Raw genomic sequence first — 20715 nt, 5'->3', positions numbered from 1 at the left:
TCCCGCCAACTTGCGTTCGATCATCGCCCACAACCCACCCTGCCCTGATTGAATCGCCCCCGCACCACCGCGCACCATGGCGCCCACCTGAATAAACCCAATAACAACAGGTCCAACGCCATGAGCACTTTCCAACCGCGCCAGCTGTTGCTGGCTACCGCTGTCGCCAGTCTTGCCCTTCCTGCTATCGCCCAAGAGCACGGCTTTTTCGAAGACGCCAGCGCCAACCTCAACCTGCGCAATTTCTTCTTCAACCGCAATTACACCAACCCGACCAAAACCCAGGGCGGTGCGCAGGAGTGGACGCAGAGCTTCATCCTCGACGCCAAGTCCGGTTTCACTCAAGGCACCGTAGGTTTCGGTGTGGATGTGCTGGGCTTGTACTCGCTCAAGCTTGATGGCGGGCGTGGCACCGGTGGCACCCAGTTGCTGCCGCTGGACCATGATGGCCGGCCAGCGGATGAATTCGGGCGCCTGGGCGTGGCGTTCAAGGCGCGGCTTTCCAAGACTGAACTGAAGGTAGGCGAATGGATGCCGGTGCTGCCGATCCTGCGCTCGGACGACGGCCGCTCACTGCCGCAAACCCTGCGCGGCGGGCAGATCACTTCGAAGGAAATCGACGGCCTGACCCTGTATGGCGGCCAGTTCCGCGCCAACAGCCCGCGTGACGACAGCAGCATGAGCGACATGACGATGTTCGGTAAAACTGCGTTTACCTCCGACCGCTTCAACTTCCAGGGCGCCGAATACGCGTTCAATGACAAGCGCACCCAGGTCGGCGTGTGGAACGCCCAACTCAAGGATATCTACAGCCAGCAGTTCATCAACCTGATCCACAGCCAACCCGTCGGCGACTGGACCCTCGGCGCCAACCTCGGGTTTTTCTACGGCAAGGACGACGGTAGCGCCCGCGCAGGCAGCCTCGACAACAAAACCTGGTCCGGCCTGTTCTCCGCCAGGTACGGCGGCAACACCTTCTATGTCGGCCTGCAAAAACTCACCGGCAACAGCGCCTGGATGCGCGTCAACGGCACCAGCGGCGGCACCTTGGCCAACGACAGCTACAACTCGAGTTACGACAACGCCGAGGAAAAATCCTGGCAGGTGCGCCACGACTATAACTTCGCCGCCCTCGGCATACCGGGCCTGACCTTGATGAACCGCTACATCAGCGGCAGCAACGTACACACCGGCGCTATCACGGACGGCAAGGAGTGGGGGCGTGAAAGTGAAGTGGGCTATACGGTGCAGAGCGGCACACTGAAGAACTTCAACGTGCGCTGGCGCAATTCCAGCATGCGCCGGGACTACAGCAACAATGAGTTCGATGAAAACCGGTTGATCGTCAGCTATCCGATAAGTCTACTGTGAACCGGCGCCAGACTTACGGTATGGTGCGCGCCTGCCGCTGCTGACCCACCCAGCAGCGGCCTTTATCGAGCTCGCGTCCCCCATGAAATCCCTTGCCGCAGCCACCGCATTGTTCGCCCTGGCGCTGAGCCTGAGCGGCTGCATCGGCGCGCCCATTACCCTGACGCCAACGACCCAGGAGCGCTTGCAGGCCCAGGCACCGATCCGCTTCCTGCTGACCTTCGATGACGGCCCCAGTGCCTCGGGCTACAACAATCCGAGCCGGTCGGTGGTGGCTGATCTGGCACATAACCCGGTATTACCGGGCATCAAGGCAGTGTTCTTCCTGCAGACCGAGGCCTACCGCTCCGGCGGCAGTTCCCGGGGGCGCAAGACCATGGAACGTGAATTCGCCGCCGGCCACCTCCTGGCGTTCCACACCGCCACGACATTTCATACCAACCACCGTTGGTTGAATGACACAGAGCTGGAGCGCACCCTCACCGTCGGCGCCGCGGCTATCGCAAGCATCACCGGTACGCCCCCTGTATTGGTACGCCCGCCCTTCTGGAACTACGACAAGCGCACCTTCGCCGCCTACCAGCGGCACGGCATGCAGGTACTGCTGACGGACCTGAGTGCCAACGACGGCAAGATCTGGGGCTTCAATGGCAGCCCGCGTCGGCGGGCCAACTTGTATCGGCAACTGTCAGTTGTACGCGAACGTATCGCCTTGGGAGAGTTGCCTAGCGTGGAGGGCGTGATACCGGTGGTGGTGACCTTCCACGATATCAACCGCTACACAGCCCGACACATGCAGGAGTACTTGCAAATCCTGATGGACAGCGCACGAATCAACGGAGTAAAGACCGCTGCCGAGCCGTTCTACACCGACACCGCCATGCTGGAACGCGCAGCACTGGCACGTACCGTGAAGGATGTGAATGAAGAGGTCCATCTGCCGGGCGTATGGAACTGGATATGGGATACGGACTCACACTGAAAGCTACAAACACTTACAGCAGTAAGATATTTAAGTCAGACAGGTAGTCCCATCTTGCCCCACCACGCCCGTCTTATTAACCGCCGACTGACCACAAGCCCTTTAAACACGTAGGAAAATGAAACAAGTGGCGCTGGAACTCAATACTCCCGCACCCCCACTATCGGATCAGTAGCACGTAAGACGTATCGCGCACTGCCTAACCAAATCATACTTCCTAACATTTAAAAGGACTTAGTCATGTCGACAATTCCCTCACAGAACAGCTATTCGCACAGCCTTTACAACGCTAATGAAAAATCCATTGATCCCGATAAAAAACATTCAAACTCACCACACACACTTCACCGTAAAGAAGATAACTTTCTACCGGCAAACACCGCCAAAAAAACTGCAACGGCGAAGGACCAGGTTGTTACATCGCTGATCGGCCAGCGTCTTAACACCTTGACGGATAAACCCGTCAATTCCGCTGCTACGGCTCCAGCACAACAGCCCATGGAATCACGCCCCATCACCGAAGTGCCACGCGCCCTCACCAGCACGCCGACCACTCACACGTATGATAACGGCACCGTCAAAATCACCTCCGCAACGGCCCATGAAGGCAGTTTTCACGGCATTCCCATGCTACGTAACAAAGTCACTATCGAAACCGGTAATAGTGCAGACAACGTTCACCTCAAGAGCCTGCCGGACATTGGGGTCGTCGCAGAAATAAACGGACGGCGTTACTTGCTGCCCGTTCAAAATGTTGGCGGCATGACCGATACCGTAGAAATAAAAACCAAGGGTGGCGACGACCACGTCAAAATTGCAGACGACATCTGGTTCCAAACCACTGTGAGCCTTAACGATAACCACACAGTGTCCGGGACCAATGGCTATACCTCTGCCCCCGAGTCGGCGGGCGTGAAAACATTCTCGCAACCCGAAATCATCGCCATTGCACCTCACCTGCAAAAAGGGGCCGAATTCAAACATGACGAGACCACCTTCAAGTTCTCGCCAAACAACAACCCAAGGCAGTTCGGCGACGGCGTCATGCAAATCATCGCCGGCAGCGGTAATGACACTATTCGTATCAGTGCAGCAGAAGACAATTCATTGTTAGCTGAAGTTAATGGACAGAAATTCCTCCTGCCGATTAAAAACGATCCGTCGGGTGGTTCCAGGCTGTTCATTCAAGCAGGAGACGGAGAAGATAAAGTCACCATCGACTCTAATGTAAAGAACTATGCCTTTATTAACATGGGCGATGGTAAAGCCGGCACTTTATACAGTGGCGGCGGGTTCGTTTCGGGTGAAGAAGAACCCAACTTGAAGCAGCGCTATACCACACAAAACTATAACCCTGTCGAAACCAGTGCCTGAACCCACCCGGGCATAACGTCATGAATGCGCCCCGCCTGATAGCCAGCAGGCGGGGTTTCATGTTTATGACTCCCGCGACTCAACCCCCAGCTCATCCCACACCGACTCTGCCAGGTGAAACGTCGCATTCGCCGCCGGTATCCCACAATAGATCGCACTCTGCATCAGCACTTCCTTGATCTCGGCGCGGGTCACGCCATTGCTGGCGGCCGCACGCAGGTGCAGTTTCAGCTCTTCACTGCGGTTCATGCCGATCAGCATGGCGATGGTGATCAGGCTACGGGTGTGCCGTGGCAAGCCAGGGCGGGTCCAGATATCACCCCAGGCGTGGCGGGTGATCATTTCCTGGAACTCGCTGTTGAACTCGGTCAGGGCATTGAGGCTTCGGTCGACATGAGCATCGCCCAGTACTTCGCGGCGCACTTGCAGGCCGTCGGCGTAACGTTGTTTCTCGTCCACAAAAAGCTCCTCAGCGGGCCAGCAGAAATTCAATCACGCGGTCGCTGAACGCAGCGCCGGCTTGCACATTGGACAGGTGCGCCGCATAGAACTCGGCGTATTCAGCGCCGCGCACATGGCTCTGGATAAAGTGGCTGCCGGCTGGCGGCGTCACCGCGTCTTCGGTGCCGGCTATCACCAGGGTCGGCACGCTGATCGACGACAATTGCTCACGAAAATCCGCATCGCGCACCGCACCGCAGTTGGCGGCATAACCTTCAGGCGAGGTGGCCGCAAGCATGTCGGTGATCTGCTTGGCCTGATGCGGGTTGGCCGCTGCGAAATCCGCGGTGAACCAGCGCGCAATCGATGCATCGCGCAGGGCCACCATCGCGGCGGCGCCATCACGCAGGACCATTTCGATGCGTGGGTTCCACACCTCAGGCGTACCGATCTTGGCGGCGGTATTGCACACCACCAGGCGCTGCAGGCGCTCGCCGGCGTAAATGCCCAGCCACTGGCCGATCAAGCCGCCCATAGACAGGCCGCAAAAATGTGCACGTTGGATATCCAGCGCATCCAGCAGTGCGATCACGTCACGGCCCAGTTGCTCGATGCTGTACGGCCCTTCGGTCACCAGGGATTTGCCATGGCCACGGGTGTCGAAGCGCAATACGCGAAAATACTTGGTGAACGCCGGGATCTGGATGTCCCACATATGCAGGTCAGTGCCCAGGGAGTTGGACAGCACCAGCACCGGTGCCCCCTGCGGCCCGTCCAATTGGTAATGCAGTTCGCCCTCGGCGAGTTGTACAAAAGCCACAGCGGTCTCCTCAGGCAGTCAAAGCAAAGTGTTCGGTCACGGCACGCGTGACCCAGGTATGCGCCTGGCCCAGGTAGTGGGCCGGGTCGAGCAGGCGGTCCAGTTCAGCCGCTGACAACTCGGCGGTCACTTGCGGCTCATCCGCCAGCACTGCGCGCAAGTGGCACTGCTCGGCAACCGCACGTTTGCAGCATTGCTCCAGCAAATGGTGCGCGGTATCGCGCCCCAGCCGTTGCGCAAGCACGATGCTGACAGCTTCGGCCAGCAGCAGGCCTTGGGTCAGGTCAAGGTTCCGCGCCATACGCTCGGCGTCGACCTCCAGCCCTTCACTGACCGCCAGTGCCTGTTGCAAAGCCCCGGACACCAACCGGCAAATCTCCGGCAAGGTTTCCCATTCGGCGTGCCACAGGCCCAGGCTGCGTTCGTGCTCCTGGGGCATGGCACTGAACAGCGTCGCCACCAGGCCCGGTATGCGGGTGGCGGCGCTGATCAGCACGGCGGCACCGACCGGATTGCGTTTGTGCGGCATGGTGGACGACCCGCCCTTGCCCGGCGCCGAAGGCTCAAACACCTCCGCCGCCTCGGTTTGCATCAACAGGCTGATATCGCGGCCCAGCTTGCCGAGGCTACCGGCGATCAGGCCAAGCACACTGGCGAACTCCACCAGGCGATCACGCTGGGTGTGCCAGGGTTGTTCGGGCAGGCTCAGTTGCAGCTCAGTGGCCAAGGCTTCGGCCACAGGCATGGCGTGTTCGCCGAGCGCTGCCAAGGTGCCGGACGCGCCGCCAAATTGCAGCACCAACAGGCGCGGTTTCAACTCGGCGAGGCGCTGGCGACTGCGCGTCACCGCGCCCAGCCAACCGGCAATTTTCATCCCCAGGGTGACCGGCGTCGCGTGCTGCAACCAGGTGCGCCCAGCCAACGGCACAGCGGCGTAACGCCGGGCCTGAGCAGCCAGCACATCCCCCAGGCGCGCCAGGTCCGCTTCGATCAACACCAGTGCCTGACGCACTTGCAGCACCAAGCCGGTGTCCATCACATCCTGGCTGGTCGCGCCCAGATGCACATACCGCTCGGCACCGGGATCTTCACTGGCAATCAACTTGCCCAGCGCCTTCACCAATGGAATCGCCGAGTTGCCCGCGGTGGCAATCGCCACGCCGAGGGCGTCCACGTCGTACAAAGACGCCAGGCACGCCTGGGCGATCGGTGCGACAGCGGCCTGCGGGATCAACCCGACCCGCGCCTCAGCCCGGGCCAGCGCGGCCTCGAAATCCAGCATGCCCTGCAAGCGTCCCTGGTCACAGAACACCTCGGCCATGCTGTCAGCGGTGAAGTAAGCGTCGAACAGTTGATTGCTCGTGCGCAGCGTCATAACTCATCCCTTACAGATCGTGGTGCAGGTACGCCGCCTGTTTCGGCAAGCGCAAGCTGAACAGGAAGGCCACCGCCATCATTGCGGTGACGTACCAGTAGAAGGTGTTTTCCATACCGATGGATTTCAGGCTCAATGCGACCACTTCCGCCGAACCGCCAAACACCGCGTTAGCCACGGCATACGCCAGGCCCACGCCCAAGGCACGCACCTGGGGCGGGAACATCTCGGCTTTGACCAGGCCGCTGATGGAGGTGTAGAAGCTGACAATCGCCAAGGCCAGGGTGATCAGCACAAAGGCCAGGAACGGGCTGGTCACGGTTTTCAAAGTCAGCAGGATCGGCACGGTGAACAGGGTGCCAAGGCCGGCGAACCAGAGCATGGAGTTACGGCGACCGATCTTGTCGGCCAGCATGCCGAACAGCGGCTGCATGCACATGTACAGAAACAGCGCGCCGGTCATGATGTAGCTGGATGTCTTGGCATGCATGCCAACGGTATTCACTAGGTACTTCTGCATGTAGGTGGTGAACGTATAGAAAATCAGCGAGCCGCCGGCGGTGTAGCCCAGCACGGTGATGAACGCTTTGCCGTGGTCGCGAAACAGCGCGACGATACTGCCGGCGTCCTTGTCTTCGCGCATTTCCTTGCTGGTGGTCTCTTTCAGGGTACGACGCAGCAGCAGGGAGATCACTGCGGCAATGGCGCCGATCACGAACGGAATACGCCAGCCCCAGGCGCGCAGTTCGTCTTCGGTGAGGATCTGTTGCAGGATCACCACCACCAATACCGCCAGCAACTGACCACCGATCAGGGTCACATACTGGAACGAGGCGAAGAAACCGCGCTGGCCCTTGAGTGCGACTTCACTCATGTAGGTCGCCGTGGTGCCGTATTCGCCACCCACCGACAAGCCCTGGAACAGCCGCGCCACCAACAGCAGCGCCGGCGCCCAGGCACCGATGTCTTTGTAAGTGGGCAGGAACGCGATGACCAGGGAACCGGCGCACATCATCAGCACCGAGATCATCATCGAGTTCTTGCGACCGTGCTTGTCGGCCACTCGGCCAAACAGCCAGCCGCCGATGGGCCGCATCAGGAACCCGGCGGCAAACACACCGGCGGTGTTGAGCAGTTGGACCGTGGGGTCGTCCGAGGGGAAAAACGCCGGGGCGAAATAAATGGCGCAAAAGGCGTAGACGTAGAAGTCGAACCATTCGACAAGGTTGCCGGAAGAGGCACCGACAATCGCAAAAATCCGTTTGCTGCGTTCTTCTCCGGTGTAGTGACTCGTTGTTGTTGTCATGTTTTTTTACTCAGTGGGAACGGTTATAGCCTAGACATACTTTGCAACAACCATGTTCCGCAAGCAGACTTTTGGGTATGTAGTGACTGTGAGGGCCTCATCGGGAGCAAGCCCCCTCCCACATTGGTATGTATTCACAAGTCCAAATGTGGGAGGGGGCTTGCTCCCGATGGGCCCCTACAGCCAACTCAGTAATCGAAAAACACCGTTTCCTTATCTGTCCCCTGCAAAATCACATTCCACTGATGCACGCCCTGCGCATCCGGCTTGGCAATCAACGTACCGCGACGCTCGGCTGGCACACACGCCAGCAGCGGGTCATCGCCATTGAGTGCCTCACCGTCAAAATAAATCCGCGTCAGCAAGTGCTTCACCAGCCCGCGGGCAAACACCAGCACCACCAGGTGCGGCGCCTGGGTGGTGCCCTTCAAGCCTGGAACGGCACCCGGTTTGATGGTGGTAAAGCGGAACCGCCCTTCGGCATCCACCGGCACCCGGCCAAAGCCTTCGAAGTTGGGGTCGAGCGCCTTGTCCTGCTCATCCTCAGGGTGGTCGTATTTGCCGGCGGCATTGGCCTGCCAGACTTCGAGCATGGCGTCGTTGACGACATCACCGTTGCCATCCACCACCTGCCCGCTGATGGCCACGCGTTCGCCGAGGGTCGCGGCAACGGTCAGGTCTTCGCGGTTCAGCCAGGTCAGGCCGATGTGGTAGTACGGCCCGACGGTGTGGGACGTGGTCGCATTGAGTGTCATCTTATTTCTCCATCGGCGTGGCGTCGCGGCCGCGCAGGACGATGTCCCAGCGGTAACCGAGGGCGTAGGAAGGAACGGTTTTTTCCAGGTCGAAACGCGCGATCAGGCGTTCTTTGGCGCGGGTATCCGGCACACAGTTGTAGATCGGGTCGTATTCGAGCAACGGGTCGCCAGGGAAATACATTTGCGTCACCAACCGCGTCAGCACACTGGGGCCGAACAGCGAAAAGTGGATATGCGCCGGGCGCCATGCGTTGTGGTGGTTGCCCCATGGGTAGGCGCCGGGCTTGATGGTCTGGAACTGGTACCAACCATCGGCATCGGTGACGGTACGCCCGGTGCCGGTGAAGTTCGGATCCAGCGGTGCATCGTGCAGATCGCGCTTGTGGTTATAGCGACCGGCGGCGTTGGCCTGCCAGATCTCCACAAGGATGCCCGGTACCGGTAGCCCGTTCTCGTCGAGCACACGGCCGTGAATGATGATGCGCTCGCCTTGGGGCTCACCGTCATGCTGAGCGGTCAGGTCGTTGTCTTTCTCATTGATGCGCTCGGCGCCGATAGTCGGGCCGGTGATTTCCGACAACGAATGGGGCAGGAACACCAGTGGCTGGGACGGCGAACGCAGGTTCGTCGACTGGTAGGCCGGGTGCAGGTAATCAGGTTGGGTGCCCGCTTGCGGGCGCCGGTAACCGGGCTTGTCACTCATGGAGCAATCCTCTCTTATTAGACGCGTTCAATCGCCAGGGCCAGGCCTTGGCCGACGCCCACGCACATGGTCGCCAGGCCTTTGCTGCCGCCGGTTTTCTCCAACTGGTGCAGGGCCGTCAAGACCAACCGCGCACCGCTCATGCCCAAGGGGTGGCCGAGGGCAATGGCGCCGCCGTTCGGGTTGACCTGGGGTGCATCGTCAGCAATGCCCAGCTCGCGCAGCACCGCCAGACCTTGGCTGGCGAAAGCTTCGTTGAGTTCGATCACGTCAAAGGCAGTGACCGCTAACCCCAGGCGCTCCACCAGCTTGCGCACCGCCGGTACCGGGCCAATGCCCATCACACGCGGGGCGACCCCGGCACTGGCCATGCCCAGCACGCGGGCGCGGGCGGTGAGGCCATGTTTCTTGACGGCCTCGGCGGACGCGAGGATCAGTGCTGCGGCGCCATCATTGACGCCCGAGGCATTGCCAGCGGTGACGGTCTTGTCCGGGCCGTTGACCGGCTTGAGTTTGGCCAGGGCTTCCAGGCTGGTGGCCCGTGGGTGCTCATCGTGCTCCACCAGGGTCTCGCCTTTTTTATGGGCGACCCGCACCGGCACGATTTCCTCCGCGAAGAAACCCGCGGCTTGCGCGGCGGCGGTGCGTTGCTGGCTGCGCAGGGCGAAAGCGTCCTGGTCGGCGCGGGAAACCTGGTAGTCGTCGGCCACGTTATCGGCGGTCTGCGGCATGGCATCCACGCCGTACTGGGCCTTCATCAGCGGGTTGATAAAGCGCCAGCCGATGGTGGTGTCTTCCAACTTCATGTTGCGCGAAAACGCAGCATCGGCCTTGCCCATCACGAACGGAGCACGGGACATCGACTCGACGCCACCGGCAATCGCCAGCTCCATTTCGCCACTGGCAATGGCGCGAAAAGCAGTACCGATTGCATCCATGCCCGAGGCGCACAGGCGGTTGAGGGTCACGCCCGGAATGCTTTCCGACAGCCCCGCCAGCAACAGCGCCATGCGCGCCACGTTACGGTTGTCTTCGCCTGCCTGGTTGGCGCAGCCGAGAAACACCTCGTCCACTGCGCTCCAATCCACCGAGGGGTTGCGCTCGATCAGCGCCTTGATCGGCAACGCCGCCAAGTCATCGGCGCGTACCGTGGACAGGCCACCACCAAAACGACCGATAGGCGTGCGAATGGCATCGCAGATAAATACGTCGCGCATCAGGCTTCTCCCGGCGCTTGGCCGTGGGCCGCGGCCGTGCGTGCTTCGAGATCACGCAGGGCGGTCAGTTCTGTCTCGGTGGGTTCGGCCGTGGTACTGACCTGATCGGCAAAGCGAATCGCCCAGCCGGTGGCGGCGACCACTTGCTCACGGGTCACGCCAGGATGCAGCGCGGTGACCACGAACTCATGGCTGCCCTCTTCCGGCTCCATGATGCACAGGTCAGTAATAATGCCTACGGGACCGGCGCCGGGCAGGCCAAGACGCTTGCGTGAATCGCCGCCTTCGCCGTGACCGACGGAGGTGATGAAGTCCAGCTTGTCGACAAATGAACGGGACGACTGTTTAAGAATGATCAGCACGCTCTTGGCGGAACCTGCGATCTCCGGCGCGCCACCGGCACCGGGCAAACGCACTTTGGGCTGGTGATAATCACCGACCACGGTGGTGTTGATATTGCCGAAACGGTCGACCTGGGCTGCACCGAGAAAACCGACATCAATGCGCCCGCCCTGCAGCCAGTAGCGAAAGATCTCACCGGTGGGCACTACAGTGTCGGCAGTCTCCGCCAACTCGCCGTCACCGATGGACAGCGGCAACACGCTGGGCTTGGCCCCAATCGGGCCGGACTCGTAGATCAGCACCACGTCGGGCGACGAAGTCAGGCGCGCCAGGTTGGCCGCTTTGGACGGCAGGCCGATGCCGACGAAGCAGACTGAACCGTTCTGCAGGCGGCGTGCGGCGGCGACGGTCATCATCTCATTGGTGGAGTAAGCCATTACTTGGCCTCCTGAGTGGTGGCCAGCTTGGCCTGGAATTCACTGAAGTCGGCAGTGCCATGGATGTACTCGTCGATCCAGGCGGTAAAGGTCCCACGGTCGCGGGCAATCGGGTCCCACGCCTGGTAGAAGCGGTTATCCCGCTCGTTGTAGCCGTGGGCGTAGGACGGGTGCGCACCACCCGGTACGTGACATACCGCCGTCAGGGCCCAGGTCGGCAGCACGCAGCTGTTCATCGGTGCATTCAGGTCATCGACGATTTCCTCGACGGTGACGATGCAGCGCCTGGCCGCCAGGGCCGCCTCCTTCTGCACACCCAGAATGCCCCAGAGCAACACGTTGCCCTTGCGGTCGGCTTTCTGCGCGTGGATCACGGTGATGTCCGGACGTACCGACGGCACCGCCGCCAGCACTTCGCCAGTGAACGGACAGGTGACGGTCTTGATCAGTGGGTTGACCTTGGGCAAGTCAGAACCGGCGTAAGCACGAAGCACCGCGAACGGCAGGCCGGATGCACCAGCAACGTAGGCATTGGCCAGGTCGGCGTGGCTGTGTTCTTCGATCTCCAGCGGTTGCGGCCATTGCTTCTCGACCGCGTCGCGCAGCCGGTGCAGGGAGCCCACACCCGGGTTGCCGCCCCAAGAGAAAATCAACTTGCGTGCGCAACCGGCACCGATCAACTGGTCGTAGATCAGGTCAGGCGTCATACGCACCAGTGTCAGGTCTTTCTTGCCCTGACGAATGATTTCATGACCTGCGGCCGTAGGGATCAGGTGGGTAAAGCCTTCGAGGGCGACGGTATCGCCGTCGTTCACGAAGCGCTTGACCGCTTCACGCAGGGTGAGGATTTCAGCCATGGGGTTGGGCTCCCGGGGTTGATCGAAAAAGGCGCTGAGGTGGCGCCGAAGTGCTTGAAGATTAAGCCGGGGAAATGAGTCGAACAATCCGATAATCGACTCAGCGTTCGATTATCGAACGGATTGTTGTCTAGCTAACCTTCTAATCTGGGAGGGGCAAGCTCCTCCCACCTTTGCCTAGGTAGCGTCGGCATGACTGACCATGCCTTTGATCACTACGGCGGCCGTGGCTAACGCCGCCGGAATCACCAATGCTGTAAGCACCTGCTCGAAGTTCCAGCCCAGGCCCAGCAAGGTAGCGCCCATCCACGCGCCGAGGATCGCGCCGAAGCGGCCAATACCAAGCATCCACGACACACCGGTGGCACGCCCTTGGGTTGGGTAGAAGCGTGCGGCCAGGGACGGCATCGCCGACTGCGCACCGTTGACGCACATCCCGGCGATCAGCACCAGGGTTGCCAACAAGGTGATATTGCCCAGGCTCTGCCCGACCGCGTACGCAAACACCCCGGCCAGCAAATAGAAAGTGCCAATCACTTTGTGCGGGTTGAACCGGTCCATTGCCCAGCCCACGCCGACAGCGCTCAATACCCCGCCAAACTGGAACAGCGCGCCGATAAACGCGGCCTGTTCCATGCTGGCACCGCTGTCGCGCATCAGGGTGGGCAGCCAACTGGTCAGCAGGTAAACAATCACCAGGCCCATGAAGTAAGTGAGCCACAACAGCAAGGTGCCGGCGCTGTAGGTGCCCGAGAAGATCACCGCAAACACGTTGCGGGCCTTCACGGTTTTTTGCTCAGGCACACTGAAACCGGTGGCCTGTGCCACGATGCCGGGCTCGATCGGTGCAAGGGTCTTGCGCACCTTGTTGGTGCCGCGATTGCGTACCACCAGATAACGCGCCGACTCCGGCAGCCACACCAACAGCACCACCGCCAGGATCAATGGCAGGATGCCGCCGATCAGCAGCAGGCTGTGCCAGCCGAACGCCGGGATCAGCTTGGCCGAAATAAACCCACCGCCGGCCATGCCCAGGTTGAAACCGCAGAACATGCTGGTCACCAGCAACGACTTATGGCGCTCGGGGGTGTATTCGGAGAGCAAGGTGGTGGCATTCGGCATGCCGGCGCCCAGGCCCAGCCCGGTGAGAAAGCGCAGCACCAGCAACTGGTCGACATTACTGCTGTAGGCCGACGCCAGGCTGAAAGCACCAAACACCAGCACCGCGCCGACCAACACGACTTTGCGGCCAAAGCGGTCGGCCAGGGGGCCGGACCCCAGTGCGCCGAACACCATGCCGATCAGCGCGGCGCTCATTACCGGGCCGAGGCTGGCGCGGTCGATGCCCCAGTCTTGGGACAGTGCCGGAGCAATAAAGCCCATGGCAGCGGTATCGAGGCCGTCGAGGAAGACAATCAGGAAACACAGAATCACCACGCGCCACTGATAGCGCGACAGCGGCTGGGTATTGATAAAGGACTGCACGTCCAGGGTGGTACCGACAGATGGCTGATTCATTATTTTTATTCCACACCGATGGCGGGCTGACGACCTGGGGTCATCATTATTATTGGGCGGCTGCGCACAGCGCTGCCGCACATTAATAAGCCAGGGGAAACACCGTCAATCGAGCGAGCCGGGATCTGTGCGGTCACCGAACAGCTTAGGCAAACAGTTGCGCACTCAAATCACGGCTGGCACTGAGCATGCTCGGCAAAAAACGCTGCTCCAACTCACTGCGGCTGACCCGCCCGGCATGGGTGCTGACGTTAAGCGCGGCCAACACCTGGCCGGAGGCGTCATACACCGGCACCGCGATGGAACGCAGGCCCTGCTCCAGTTCCTGGTCCACGATGCACCACCCCTGCTGACGCACTTGTTGCAGGCACTCGAACAAGGCTTCGGGCGTGGTCAGCGTGCGACTGGTCTTGGTTTGCAGGTCGGCATGCTCGAGATAATCCTGCAGCGACGCATCGTCAAGGGCGGCGAGCAGGATGCGGCCCATGGACGTGCAATACGCCGGCAAGCGCCCGCCCACCGACAAGTCAACGGAGATCAGGCGCTGGGTGGTGGCGGAACGCGCGATATAGAGGATGTCGTCGCCTTCGAGGGTGGCCATATTGCAGGCTTCATGGAGTTGCTCGCTCATGCGGTCCAGATAAGGTTGAGCCGAGACAGCCAGCGGTGTGGACGACAGATAGGCGTGACCAAGGGTCAGCACTTTAGGCAGCAGCGAGTAGGTGCGCCCATCCGTGGTGGCGTAGCCAAGTTTGATCAAGGTATGCAGGCAACGGCGCACGGCGGCGCGGGGGATTTCCGTGCGGTGGCTGATCTGGGCGATGGTGAGATGACGCTTGCGCTCCTGGAACGCCTGCACCACGGCCAGGCCACGGGCCAGGGAGGTCATGAAATCCGGATCACCGGTGAACGCCTGGATGCGCTTGGCCGGTGAAGCCACGATCGGCGGCGCCACTGATGCAAAGGAGTTGCGCAATTGATCGTTCATTTCAAGGGTCCTTTCTCTTGTTCTGACCACGGGAGGGTTGGCCGCTATTACAAGCCGTGCCGGTCGCGATGCACAAGTCAGCGCCGGCAACATTGGGCGATTATCGGACGGTCATGCGATTATCGCAATTTGACAGGCACCGGCCTCAGGGGGCTAACGTTTCAGATTGGCCTTATAAGCTCACAAGAGTGGCCTTCTAACCCTGCCATGTAGAATGAATGCAGACAATATGATGACGGTGTTCACAATTACTGACAGCGACATGTAACAAAATCCTCACACGATGTTGACGCTTTTTAACTTCATGATGATAGTGTTATTCAAATGCACCGCTATAATGCAATCTGTGCAGAGGTCAGCCCGATATCACTGTCGGGATTGGAGCTCACCAGGCGTTGCAGGTTGTATGCAACGCCGGTCACATGTACCCGCTTAAAAGAACTGCCCTCAGGCCCGCCTTTCAACTTGAACGGTTCAACTGTTCAATTGGAAACCGCCCGAGGACGCTTTCAGGCATGACACTGCGCGATCAATAAACTCAACTCAATTAGGTAACACTGTGACGAAAGATGAACTGCGCGCGGAACTTGAGCGCCAGGAGCAACGTTACAAGGACGTTTACGGCGGGGAAGTCACCACCTACGCCGCGCAACCTGAGCCGGAACGCAAACCATGGCGCAAACGAGCCAGCTTGCTGGACCAGGCCTTTGCCCAGGAAATCCAAAAGATAGAACAGGAACTCAAGACCGAAGAGCCATAAGCACTTCGGTTCAAGCCTCCAGGGCCTTGCTGTCTCTGCCGGTCCACCACTGGCAGAGGGCACCTCGTATCCGTGCCCGCTGGTCAGTAACCTACGGCCGCCCACGAAATTTCATACAAATGTTTCAGGCATGACGTTTTCATGACAAAAGCCTGGCTTTTCCGACCTGCGCTTTATAAATCAAAGACTTGCCAAACCCCCGATAACCCTGGGATGCGTCCGTTTTGCCGGTGGTTTCTCAATCAAGATTGTTACCGATGAGCAGCTAATGCATCGATTACTGATGTTTTCTGGCATAATCGCGCCCCCTTACGACCGGGTCAGAAAACCTTCATGATCGATTTATTCAGCGGACTGGATGCTTGGGTTCTAGTGAGCCTGTTGCTCGCCCTGGCCTTTGTCCTCGCCTTCGAGTTCATCAATGGCTTTCATGACACCGCTAACGCGGTGGCCACAGTCATCTATACCAAAGCCATGCCGCCGCACCTGGCCGTGTTCTTCTCCGGGGTGTTCAATTTCCTCGGCGTGTTGCTCGGCGGTGTCGGTGTTGCCTACGCCATCGTGCACTTGCTGCCGGTGGAGTTGCTGATCAATGTGAACACCGGCCATGGCTTGGCGATGGTCTTCTCTTTATTGGCTGCGGCGATCACCTGGAACCTGGGCACCTGGTACTTCGGTATCCCCGCCTCCAGCTCCCACACCCTGATCGGCTCGATCCTCGGTGTCGGCCTGGCCAATGCCCTGATCAACGACATCCCCCTGGCTGACGGTGTGAACTGGCAGAAGGCCGTGGATATCGGCGCATCCCTGGTGTTCTCGCCGATGGCCGGCTTCCTGGTCGCAGCCCTGGTGCTGATCGGCCTGAAGTGGTGGCGCCCGCTGTCGAAGATGCACAAGACGCCGGACCAGCGCCGCAAGCTCGATGACAAGAAGCACCCACCCTTCTGGAACCGCCTGGTCCTGGTAATTTCGGCCATGGCGGTGAGTTTCGTGCACGGTTCCAACGATGGCCAGAAAGGCATCGGCCTGATCATGCTCGTACTGATCGGTATCGTGCCGGCGCAGTTCGTCCTTGACCTGGGCAGCACCACCTACCAGATCGAGCGTACCCGCGACGCGACTCTGCACCTGAACCAGTTCTACCAGCGCAACCACGAGACCCTGGGCGAGTTCCTGGCCCTGGGCAAAAGCGTGAAGGATGACCTGCCGGGCAAGTTCCGTTGCAACCCGCAGCAGACCGAACCGACGATCAACGCGCTGCTGGGTACCTTGAAAGGCGTCTCGGACTACCATTCGCTGACCGCCGACCATCGCATTGAAGTACGTCGTTACCTGCTCTGCCTGGACGACACCGCGAAGAAAGTCGGCAAGCTGCCAGGCCTGGATTCCCGTGAGAAGTCCGACCTCGACAAGCTGCGCAAAGACCTGACTGCCACTACCGAGTACGCCCCGTTCTGGGTGATCCTCGCGGTCGCACTGGCCCTAGGCCTGGGCACCATGGTGGGTTGGAAGCGCGTGGTGCTGACCATCGGCGAGAAGATCGGCAAGCAGGGCATGACCTATGCACAGGGCATGTCGGCACAGATCACCACGGCCACCATGATCGGCTTCGCCAATATCTTCGCCCTGCCAGTGTCCACCACCCACGTGCTGTCTTCCGGCGTTGCGGGCACCATGGTTGCCAACAAGAGCGGCCTGCAAGGTGGCACCGTCAAGACCATCCTGATGGCCTGGGTATTGACCCTGCCAGCGACCGTGGGCCTGTCGGCCGGGTTGTTCTGGTTGGCGTCCAAGGCATTGGGCAACTGATAGCCAGACGGCAATAAAAAAGGTGCGATCCGCGAGGGTCGCACCTTTTTTTATATTCGCATTTAGAGAAAAGCAAAGCGAAAAAAAGGGCGACCGAAGTCGCCCAAAATGCCTTGCGTGCCCATGTAACCCGGAAAGACCTAAGGTTTTTTACGCTTGTTCGCGTCTTTCCAGATAAAAAATCCAAACCCTACAAAAAACAGCACCATGAGGCTTACAGTCAGCACTCCGGCAAAAACCACATTATCGAAAAACATGACCGGCCTCCTGCACTTGCCCTGTTGCGATAGGGCTAAGTTAATGGAGAAGCCGCAGTGGGAAATTGACTAGGATCAATGTCGCCCGCAACGGGGCGTAAAGAAGGGTAATAACTGACCTGCATCAATGGATGCAGGCTGTTTCAACGTTTTTTCGGCTTTTTCTTCGACTTCTTCTTGGGTTTCCCCAAAGGCATGGCTTGTTCAAAGGCTTGTCGAACTTCATTCAAGCGTTTGTCGTTGAGATCATGTACGCGCTTGGCGCGTTCGGCGTTCAGGTCAATCAGTTTGTCGTCATCACTCATGGCTTGGCTTACGCAGTGGCGGGAATGCCGCAATAATGCGGCCTGCCCCGCCCGACGGCAAATCAGCGGGCGACAAAATGCAGGTCATCGACCAAAATCGGCGCTTTGCACCCGACCGAGGAGGCGCCCCCAGTGGCCCTGCACAACGATCTTCCACCGCTGCTGGCCCTGCGCGCTTTCGAAGCCGTGGCGCGGCACTTGAGCTTTATCAAGGCGGCGAACGAGTTGTCGGTGACACAAAGTGCGCTGAGCCACCAAGTGCACAAGCTCGAACAACATTTGGGCAAACCGCTGTTTATCCGGCGTACCCGTGCGATTGATCTGACATCAGACGGGCAACTCTATTACGCCCAAATCCGCCCAGCCCTGGACGCAATCGCGGCTGCCACCCGCAGCCAACGGGTCGCAACCAGCGCCAGCGTGTTGCGCATCGGCGTGCTCGCGTCCTTCGCCGCGCTATGGCTGGCACCCCGCCTGGCCGAGTTTCTCCAGCACCACCCGCATATCCAGGTGGAGTTGCTGCCCGCGATTCAATTGGCCAATGTCGCCACGGCCGAGGTAGACCTGGCCATCCGTTACGGCAAAGGCGACTGGCCCAACGTGCAAGCCACACGCCTGATGGCCGAAACCCTATACCCGGTGTGCAGCCCGGGCTTCAAGGCCAGCCAGGTGCCCCATGGCTCCTTGTTGATGGCGACTTCGCACCGCCCCTTCGAATGGACGGATTGGTCCGCCCATTATCAGGTCGACCTCGAGCGCCACCCCCGCGTAATGCTGCATGACTACAACATCGTGGTGGAAGCCGCGGTGGCTGGCCAGGGTATCGCCATGGGCCGCCACCGCCTGATCGCGCGCAGGCTTCAGGACGGCAGCCTGGTACAGGCATTTGACTGGCCGCCCTACCACAGCGAAATCGGCTACTGGCTGATCGCGCCCCAAGGCCCACTCAGCGCAGCGGCCGAGTGCTTCAGCCAATGGCTGAAGCAAGCCTGCGCCGACGCGTGAGTTTTTTCGATACATCGGGTGAGATCTATCCGTTTGTCGGCCACCTCGACAATCAACATGCTGAAACCTCCTGAACCCAGAGGATTCACCATGAGCGATTCCATCCGCCAACGCGTACACGCCCTCGGCCTGACACTGCCAACGCCCAGCCAACCGGCAGCCAACTACATCAACCATGTCATCAGCCAACACCAGCTGTTCATCTCCGGGCAAATTCCCATGCTCGATGGCAAACCCGCCTACGTCGGGCGGCTGGGTGACGCCCTCGGTGATGAAGAAGGCGCACAGGCGGCGGAACTGGCAGCGTTGGGGCTGCTGGGGCAATTAAGCGATGCGCTGGGTGATGACCTTTCGCGGGTGGTGCGCACCCTGCGTCTGGGCGTGTTCATCGCCAGCACAGCGGACTTCCAGCGCCAGAGCGTAGTCGCCAACGGTGCCTCAAACCTGTTGGTCAACGCCCTCGGCGACAAAGGCCGGCACGTACGCACCGCTGTAGGCGTCTGCAGTTTGCCGGCCAGCGTCGCCGTGGAGGTTGATGCCATTTTCGAGCTGCAGCCGTGAGCCCGCTGGCTATCCAACAACTGCGCAAGGCCACACCCGGCTGCCAGTCAGGCCTGGTGCACTTCAACCATGCCGGGGCGTCATTGCCCAGCCAGGCAACCCTCGACGCCATCTTCGACCAGTTGCAACGCGAAGCCCGTGACGGCCCGATGGAAGCCGGCGAACACGGCGCGGTGCTGGTGGAAAGAGCCCGCCGCGCCGCCGGGCAACTGCTCAATGCGCCGGCCTCCTCGATGGCCTTCGCCAGCAGCGGTTCCACGGCCTGGAGCATGGCCTTCCAGGCGCTGGGCCCCTGGAAAACGGGCGACCGGATCCTGGTGGGCCGCCACGAATGGGGCGGCAACTTGGCGAGCATGGCGTTGGCCGTACAAGCGGGCGCGCGGGTTGAGATCATCCCCTGCGATGCCACCGGCGCGGTCTGCCCAGTGGCGCTGGAGTCGATGCTCGATGCCAACGTGAAGCTGATCGACCTCACTTGGCTGCCGGCCAACGGCGGCCTGATCAACCCAGCGCAGGCCATCGGCGCAGTCGCCCGGCGGCATGCCATCCCCTATTTTATCGACGCCGGCCAAGCCGTCGGCCAGGTGCCGGTGGATGTGCAAGCGTTGCAGTGCGACGTGCTTAAATCCGCCGGCCGCAAGCACCTGCGCGGGCCTCGCGGTACTGCACTGCTGTATGTCAGGCCGGATTTTCTCCAGCACCTGGCCCCCGCCCAACGCGACGTGCTTTCAGCGCCCTGGACCGCCGAAGGCTTCGACTTGCGCAACGACGCCCGGCGCTTTGAAACCAGCGAAGTGTCCTTCGCCCTGCTGGCCGGCCTAGGCAATGCGTTGCAAGAGATCAATCGATTGGGGATCGAGCGCGTGTGGGAAAGGGTCTCGCAGACCCGTGCGCGAATCCGCGAAGCGCTGCTTCAGATATCAGGGATTACCCTGCATGACCTGGGCACCACTCATTCCGGCTTGATCGCTTTCAACCTGGCCGGTTGGGACAGCTTTGAACTCAAGCGGCGCCTGGGATTGAAGCGCATCAATATCGGCGCCAACGGCGTGGCTTACACCCCCTTGGATATGCAGGCACGCGGGCTGGCCAGTATTGCGCGAATCTCCGTCAGCCCACTCAACACCGATGACGATATCGAGTTACTGACAAAGGCCCTGCGTGAACTGAACGATTAAACCTCGATATCCACCCACAGGCCCTGGCGTGGCGCATCTTCGATCAAAGGTGCCACGGGAACAGTGTTGTCCGCGTTAAGCACGTCGCCGGGAATGGGCAAATGCTGCTCCGAGCCGTCGTCGGCTTCGCGCCGGCGTTTCTGCTGTTCCTGCTGGCGGCGTTGTTCTTCGCGCAACAGAAAGGTCGATTGCTCCACATCGCCCTTTTTCAGGTCGATGGTGCTCTCGTTGGAGCCCGCTTGAACGGGTACCACCGGCGGAATATCCGGCTTCTGGCGTGCCGGATCGAGTTGCGACGTGACCGGCACAACGCTGACGGGCAGCATGGGTGGCAGCATGATAGTTACTCTC

The 20715-nt window shown here is 60.4% G+C and carries 22 protein-coding genes; 8 read left to right on the top strand and 14 right to left on the bottom strand.

Annotated elements, in window-relative coordinates; translation table 11 throughout:
• The first annotated feature begins 120 nt into the window (after positions 1-120).
• The 3 genes from FRT59_RS03470 to FRT59_RS03460 all read left to right on the top strand — a co-directional run bounded on the left by FRT59_RS03470 (position 121) and on the right by FRT59_RS03460 (position 3727).
• Positions 121-1371, top strand: coding sequence for an OprD family porin (locus FRT59_RS03470; protein ID WP_153870399.1), 1251 nt, complete (start codon positions 121-123; stop codon positions 1369-1371).
• An 82-nt stretch (positions 1372-1453) separates the two neighbouring features.
• Positions 1454-2353, top strand: coding sequence for a polysaccharide deacetylase family protein (locus FRT59_RS03465; RefSeq protein ID WP_153870398.1), 900 nt, complete (start codon positions 1454-1456; stop codon positions 2351-2353).
• 240 nt (positions 2354-2593) lie between these two features.
• On the top strand, positions 2594-3727 hold the full coding sequence (locus FRT59_RS03460; protein ID WP_153870397.1) for a hypothetical protein: 1134 nt from the start codon (positions 2594-2596) through the stop codon (positions 3725-3727).
• A gap of 63 nt (positions 3728-3790) precedes the next feature.
• On the opposite strand, the gene pcaC is transcribed toward FRT59_RS03460, so the two are convergent.
• From pcaC to pcaR, 11 genes are all read right to left on the bottom strand, one after another.
• Positions 3791-4186 (bottom strand): 4-carboxymuconolactone decarboxylase, encoded by a 396-nt coding sequence (gene pcaC, locus FRT59_RS03455; protein WP_198809578.1) that lies wholly within the window; start codon positions 4184-4186, stop codon positions 3791-3793.
• Between the two features lie 10 nt (positions 4187-4196).
• The gene (gene pcaD / locus FRT59_RS03450; protein ID WP_198809577.1) at positions 4197-4988 is read right to left on the bottom strand and encodes a 3-oxoadipate enol-lactonase; all 792 of its coding nucleotides are present in this window, start codon (positions 4986-4988) and stop codon (positions 4197-4199) included.
• 10 nt (positions 4989-4998) lie between these two features.
• Positions 4999-6363 (bottom strand): 3-carboxy-cis,cis-muconate cycloisomerase, encoded by a 1365-nt coding sequence (locus tag FRT59_RS03445; RefSeq protein WP_153870394.1) that lies wholly within the window; start codon positions 6361-6363, stop codon positions 4999-5001.
• 10 nt (positions 6364-6373) lie between these two features.
• Positions 6374-7669 carry an MFS family transporter gene (locus FRT59_RS03440; RefSeq protein ID WP_034118531.1) on the bottom strand — a complete coding sequence of 432 codons (1296 nt, stop codon included), beginning with the start codon at positions 7667-7669 and terminating at the stop codon, positions 6374-6376.
• Positions 7670-7857: 188 nt separating this feature from the next.
• Entirely contained in the window at positions 7858-8424 is a 567-nt protein-coding gene (pcaG, locus tag FRT59_RS03435) for a protocatechuate 3,4-dioxygenase subunit alpha (protein WP_153870393.1), read from the bottom strand.
• 1 nt (position 8425) lies between these two features.
• Positions 8426-9130, bottom strand: a complete 705-nt coding sequence (gene pcaH, locus FRT59_RS03430; RefSeq protein WP_153870392.1) for a protocatechuate 3,4-dioxygenase subunit beta — start codon at positions 9128-9130, stop codon at positions 8426-8428.
• A gap of 17 nt (positions 9131-9147) precedes the next feature.
• Positions 9148-10350, bottom strand: coding sequence for a 3-oxoadipyl-CoA thiolase (gene pcaF, locus FRT59_RS03425; protein ID WP_198809604.1), 1203 nt, complete (start codon positions 10348-10350; stop codon positions 9148-9150).
• Positions 10347-11126 (bottom strand): CoA-transferase subunit beta, encoded by a 780-nt coding sequence (locus tag FRT59_RS03420; RefSeq protein WP_034118527.1) that lies wholly within the window; start codon positions 11124-11126, stop codon positions 10347-10349. Before FRT59_RS03420 ends, pcaF begins: the two co-directional genes overlap by 4 nt.
• Positions 11126-11983 (bottom strand): CoA transferase subunit A, encoded by an 858-nt coding sequence (locus tag FRT59_RS03415; protein ID WP_153870390.1) that lies wholly within the window; start codon positions 11981-11983, stop codon positions 11126-11128. Before FRT59_RS03415 ends, FRT59_RS03420 begins: the two co-directional genes overlap by 1 nt.
• A gap of 177 nt (positions 11984-12160) precedes the next feature.
• Positions 12161-13501, bottom strand: coding sequence for a 4-hydroxybenzoate transporter PcaK (gene pcaK, locus FRT59_RS03410; protein ID WP_153870389.1), 1341 nt, complete (start codon positions 13499-13501; stop codon positions 12161-12163).
• A gap of 145 nt (positions 13502-13646) precedes the next feature.
• Complete coding sequence (gene pcaR, locus FRT59_RS03405) at positions 13647-14489, bottom strand: pca regulon transcriptional regulator PcaR (RefSeq protein WP_153837651.1); 843 nt, start codon at positions 14487-14489, stop codon at positions 13647-13649.
• A gap of 559 nt (positions 14490-15048) precedes the next feature.
• On the opposite strand from pcaR, the gene FRT59_RS03400 reads away from it, so the two are divergent.
• A complete protein-coding gene (locus FRT59_RS03400; RefSeq protein ID WP_003189295.1) occupies positions 15049-15249 on the top strand; it encodes a hypothetical protein in 201 nt (66 codons plus the stop codon).
• A 333-nt stretch (positions 15250-15582) separates the two neighbouring features.
• Entirely contained in the window at positions 15583-17058 is a 1476-nt protein-coding gene (locus tag FRT59_RS03395; RefSeq protein WP_003189291.1) for an inorganic phosphate transporter, read from the top strand.
• 140 nt (positions 17059-17198) lie between these two features.
• Here FRT59_RS03395 and ccoM read toward each other — a convergent pair whose 3' ends face one another.
• Positions 17199-17315, bottom strand: a complete 117-nt coding sequence (ccoM, locus tag FRT59_RS27360; protein ID WP_019817835.1) for a cytochrome c oxidase subunit CcoM — start codon at positions 17313-17315, stop codon at positions 17199-17201.
• Positions 17316-17458: 143 nt separating this feature from the next.
• Positions 17459-17620, bottom strand: a complete 162-nt coding sequence (locus tag FRT59_RS26935; RefSeq protein WP_167524245.1) for a hypothetical protein — start codon at positions 17618-17620, stop codon at positions 17459-17461.
• 132 nt (positions 17621-17752) lie between these two features.
• Between FRT59_RS26935 and FRT59_RS03390 the strand changes: the two genes are divergently transcribed.
• From FRT59_RS03390 to FRT59_RS03380, 3 genes are all read left to right on the top strand, one after another.
• Positions 17753-18625, top strand: coding sequence for a LysR substrate-binding domain-containing protein (locus FRT59_RS03390; RefSeq protein ID WP_034118523.1), 873 nt, complete (start codon positions 17753-17755; stop codon positions 18623-18625).
• 90 nt (positions 18626-18715) lie between these two features.
• Positions 18716-19186 carry a RidA family protein gene (locus FRT59_RS03385; RefSeq protein WP_153870387.1) on the top strand — a complete coding sequence of 157 codons (471 nt, stop codon included), beginning with the start codon at positions 18716-18718 and terminating at the stop codon, positions 19184-19186.
• Positions 19183-20364: an aminotransferase class V-fold PLP-dependent enzyme gene (locus FRT59_RS03380; RefSeq protein WP_198809576.1), complete on the top strand. Its 1182-nt coding sequence runs from the start codon at positions 19183-19185 to the stop codon at positions 20362-20364. The genes FRT59_RS03385 and FRT59_RS03380 overlap by 4 nt, the downstream gene beginning before the upstream one ends.
• Here FRT59_RS03380 and FRT59_RS03375 read toward each other — a convergent pair.
• Entirely contained in the window at positions 20361-20702 is a 342-nt protein-coding gene (locus FRT59_RS03375; protein ID WP_153870386.1) for an aspartate-semialdehyde dehydrogenase, read from the bottom strand. The two genes, FRT59_RS03380 and FRT59_RS03375, sit on opposite strands and share 4 nt — an antisense overlap.
• Positions 20703-20715: the final 13 nt, after the last annotated feature.

The sequence above is a fragment of the Pseudomonas haemolytica genome (genome assembly GCF_009659625.1).
Taxonomy (GTDB): Bacteria; Pseudomonadota; Gammaproteobacteria; order Pseudomonadales; family Pseudomonadaceae; genus Aquipseudomonas; species Aquipseudomonas haemolytica.
This window is presented reverse-complemented; position numbering and strand designations above follow the sequence as displayed.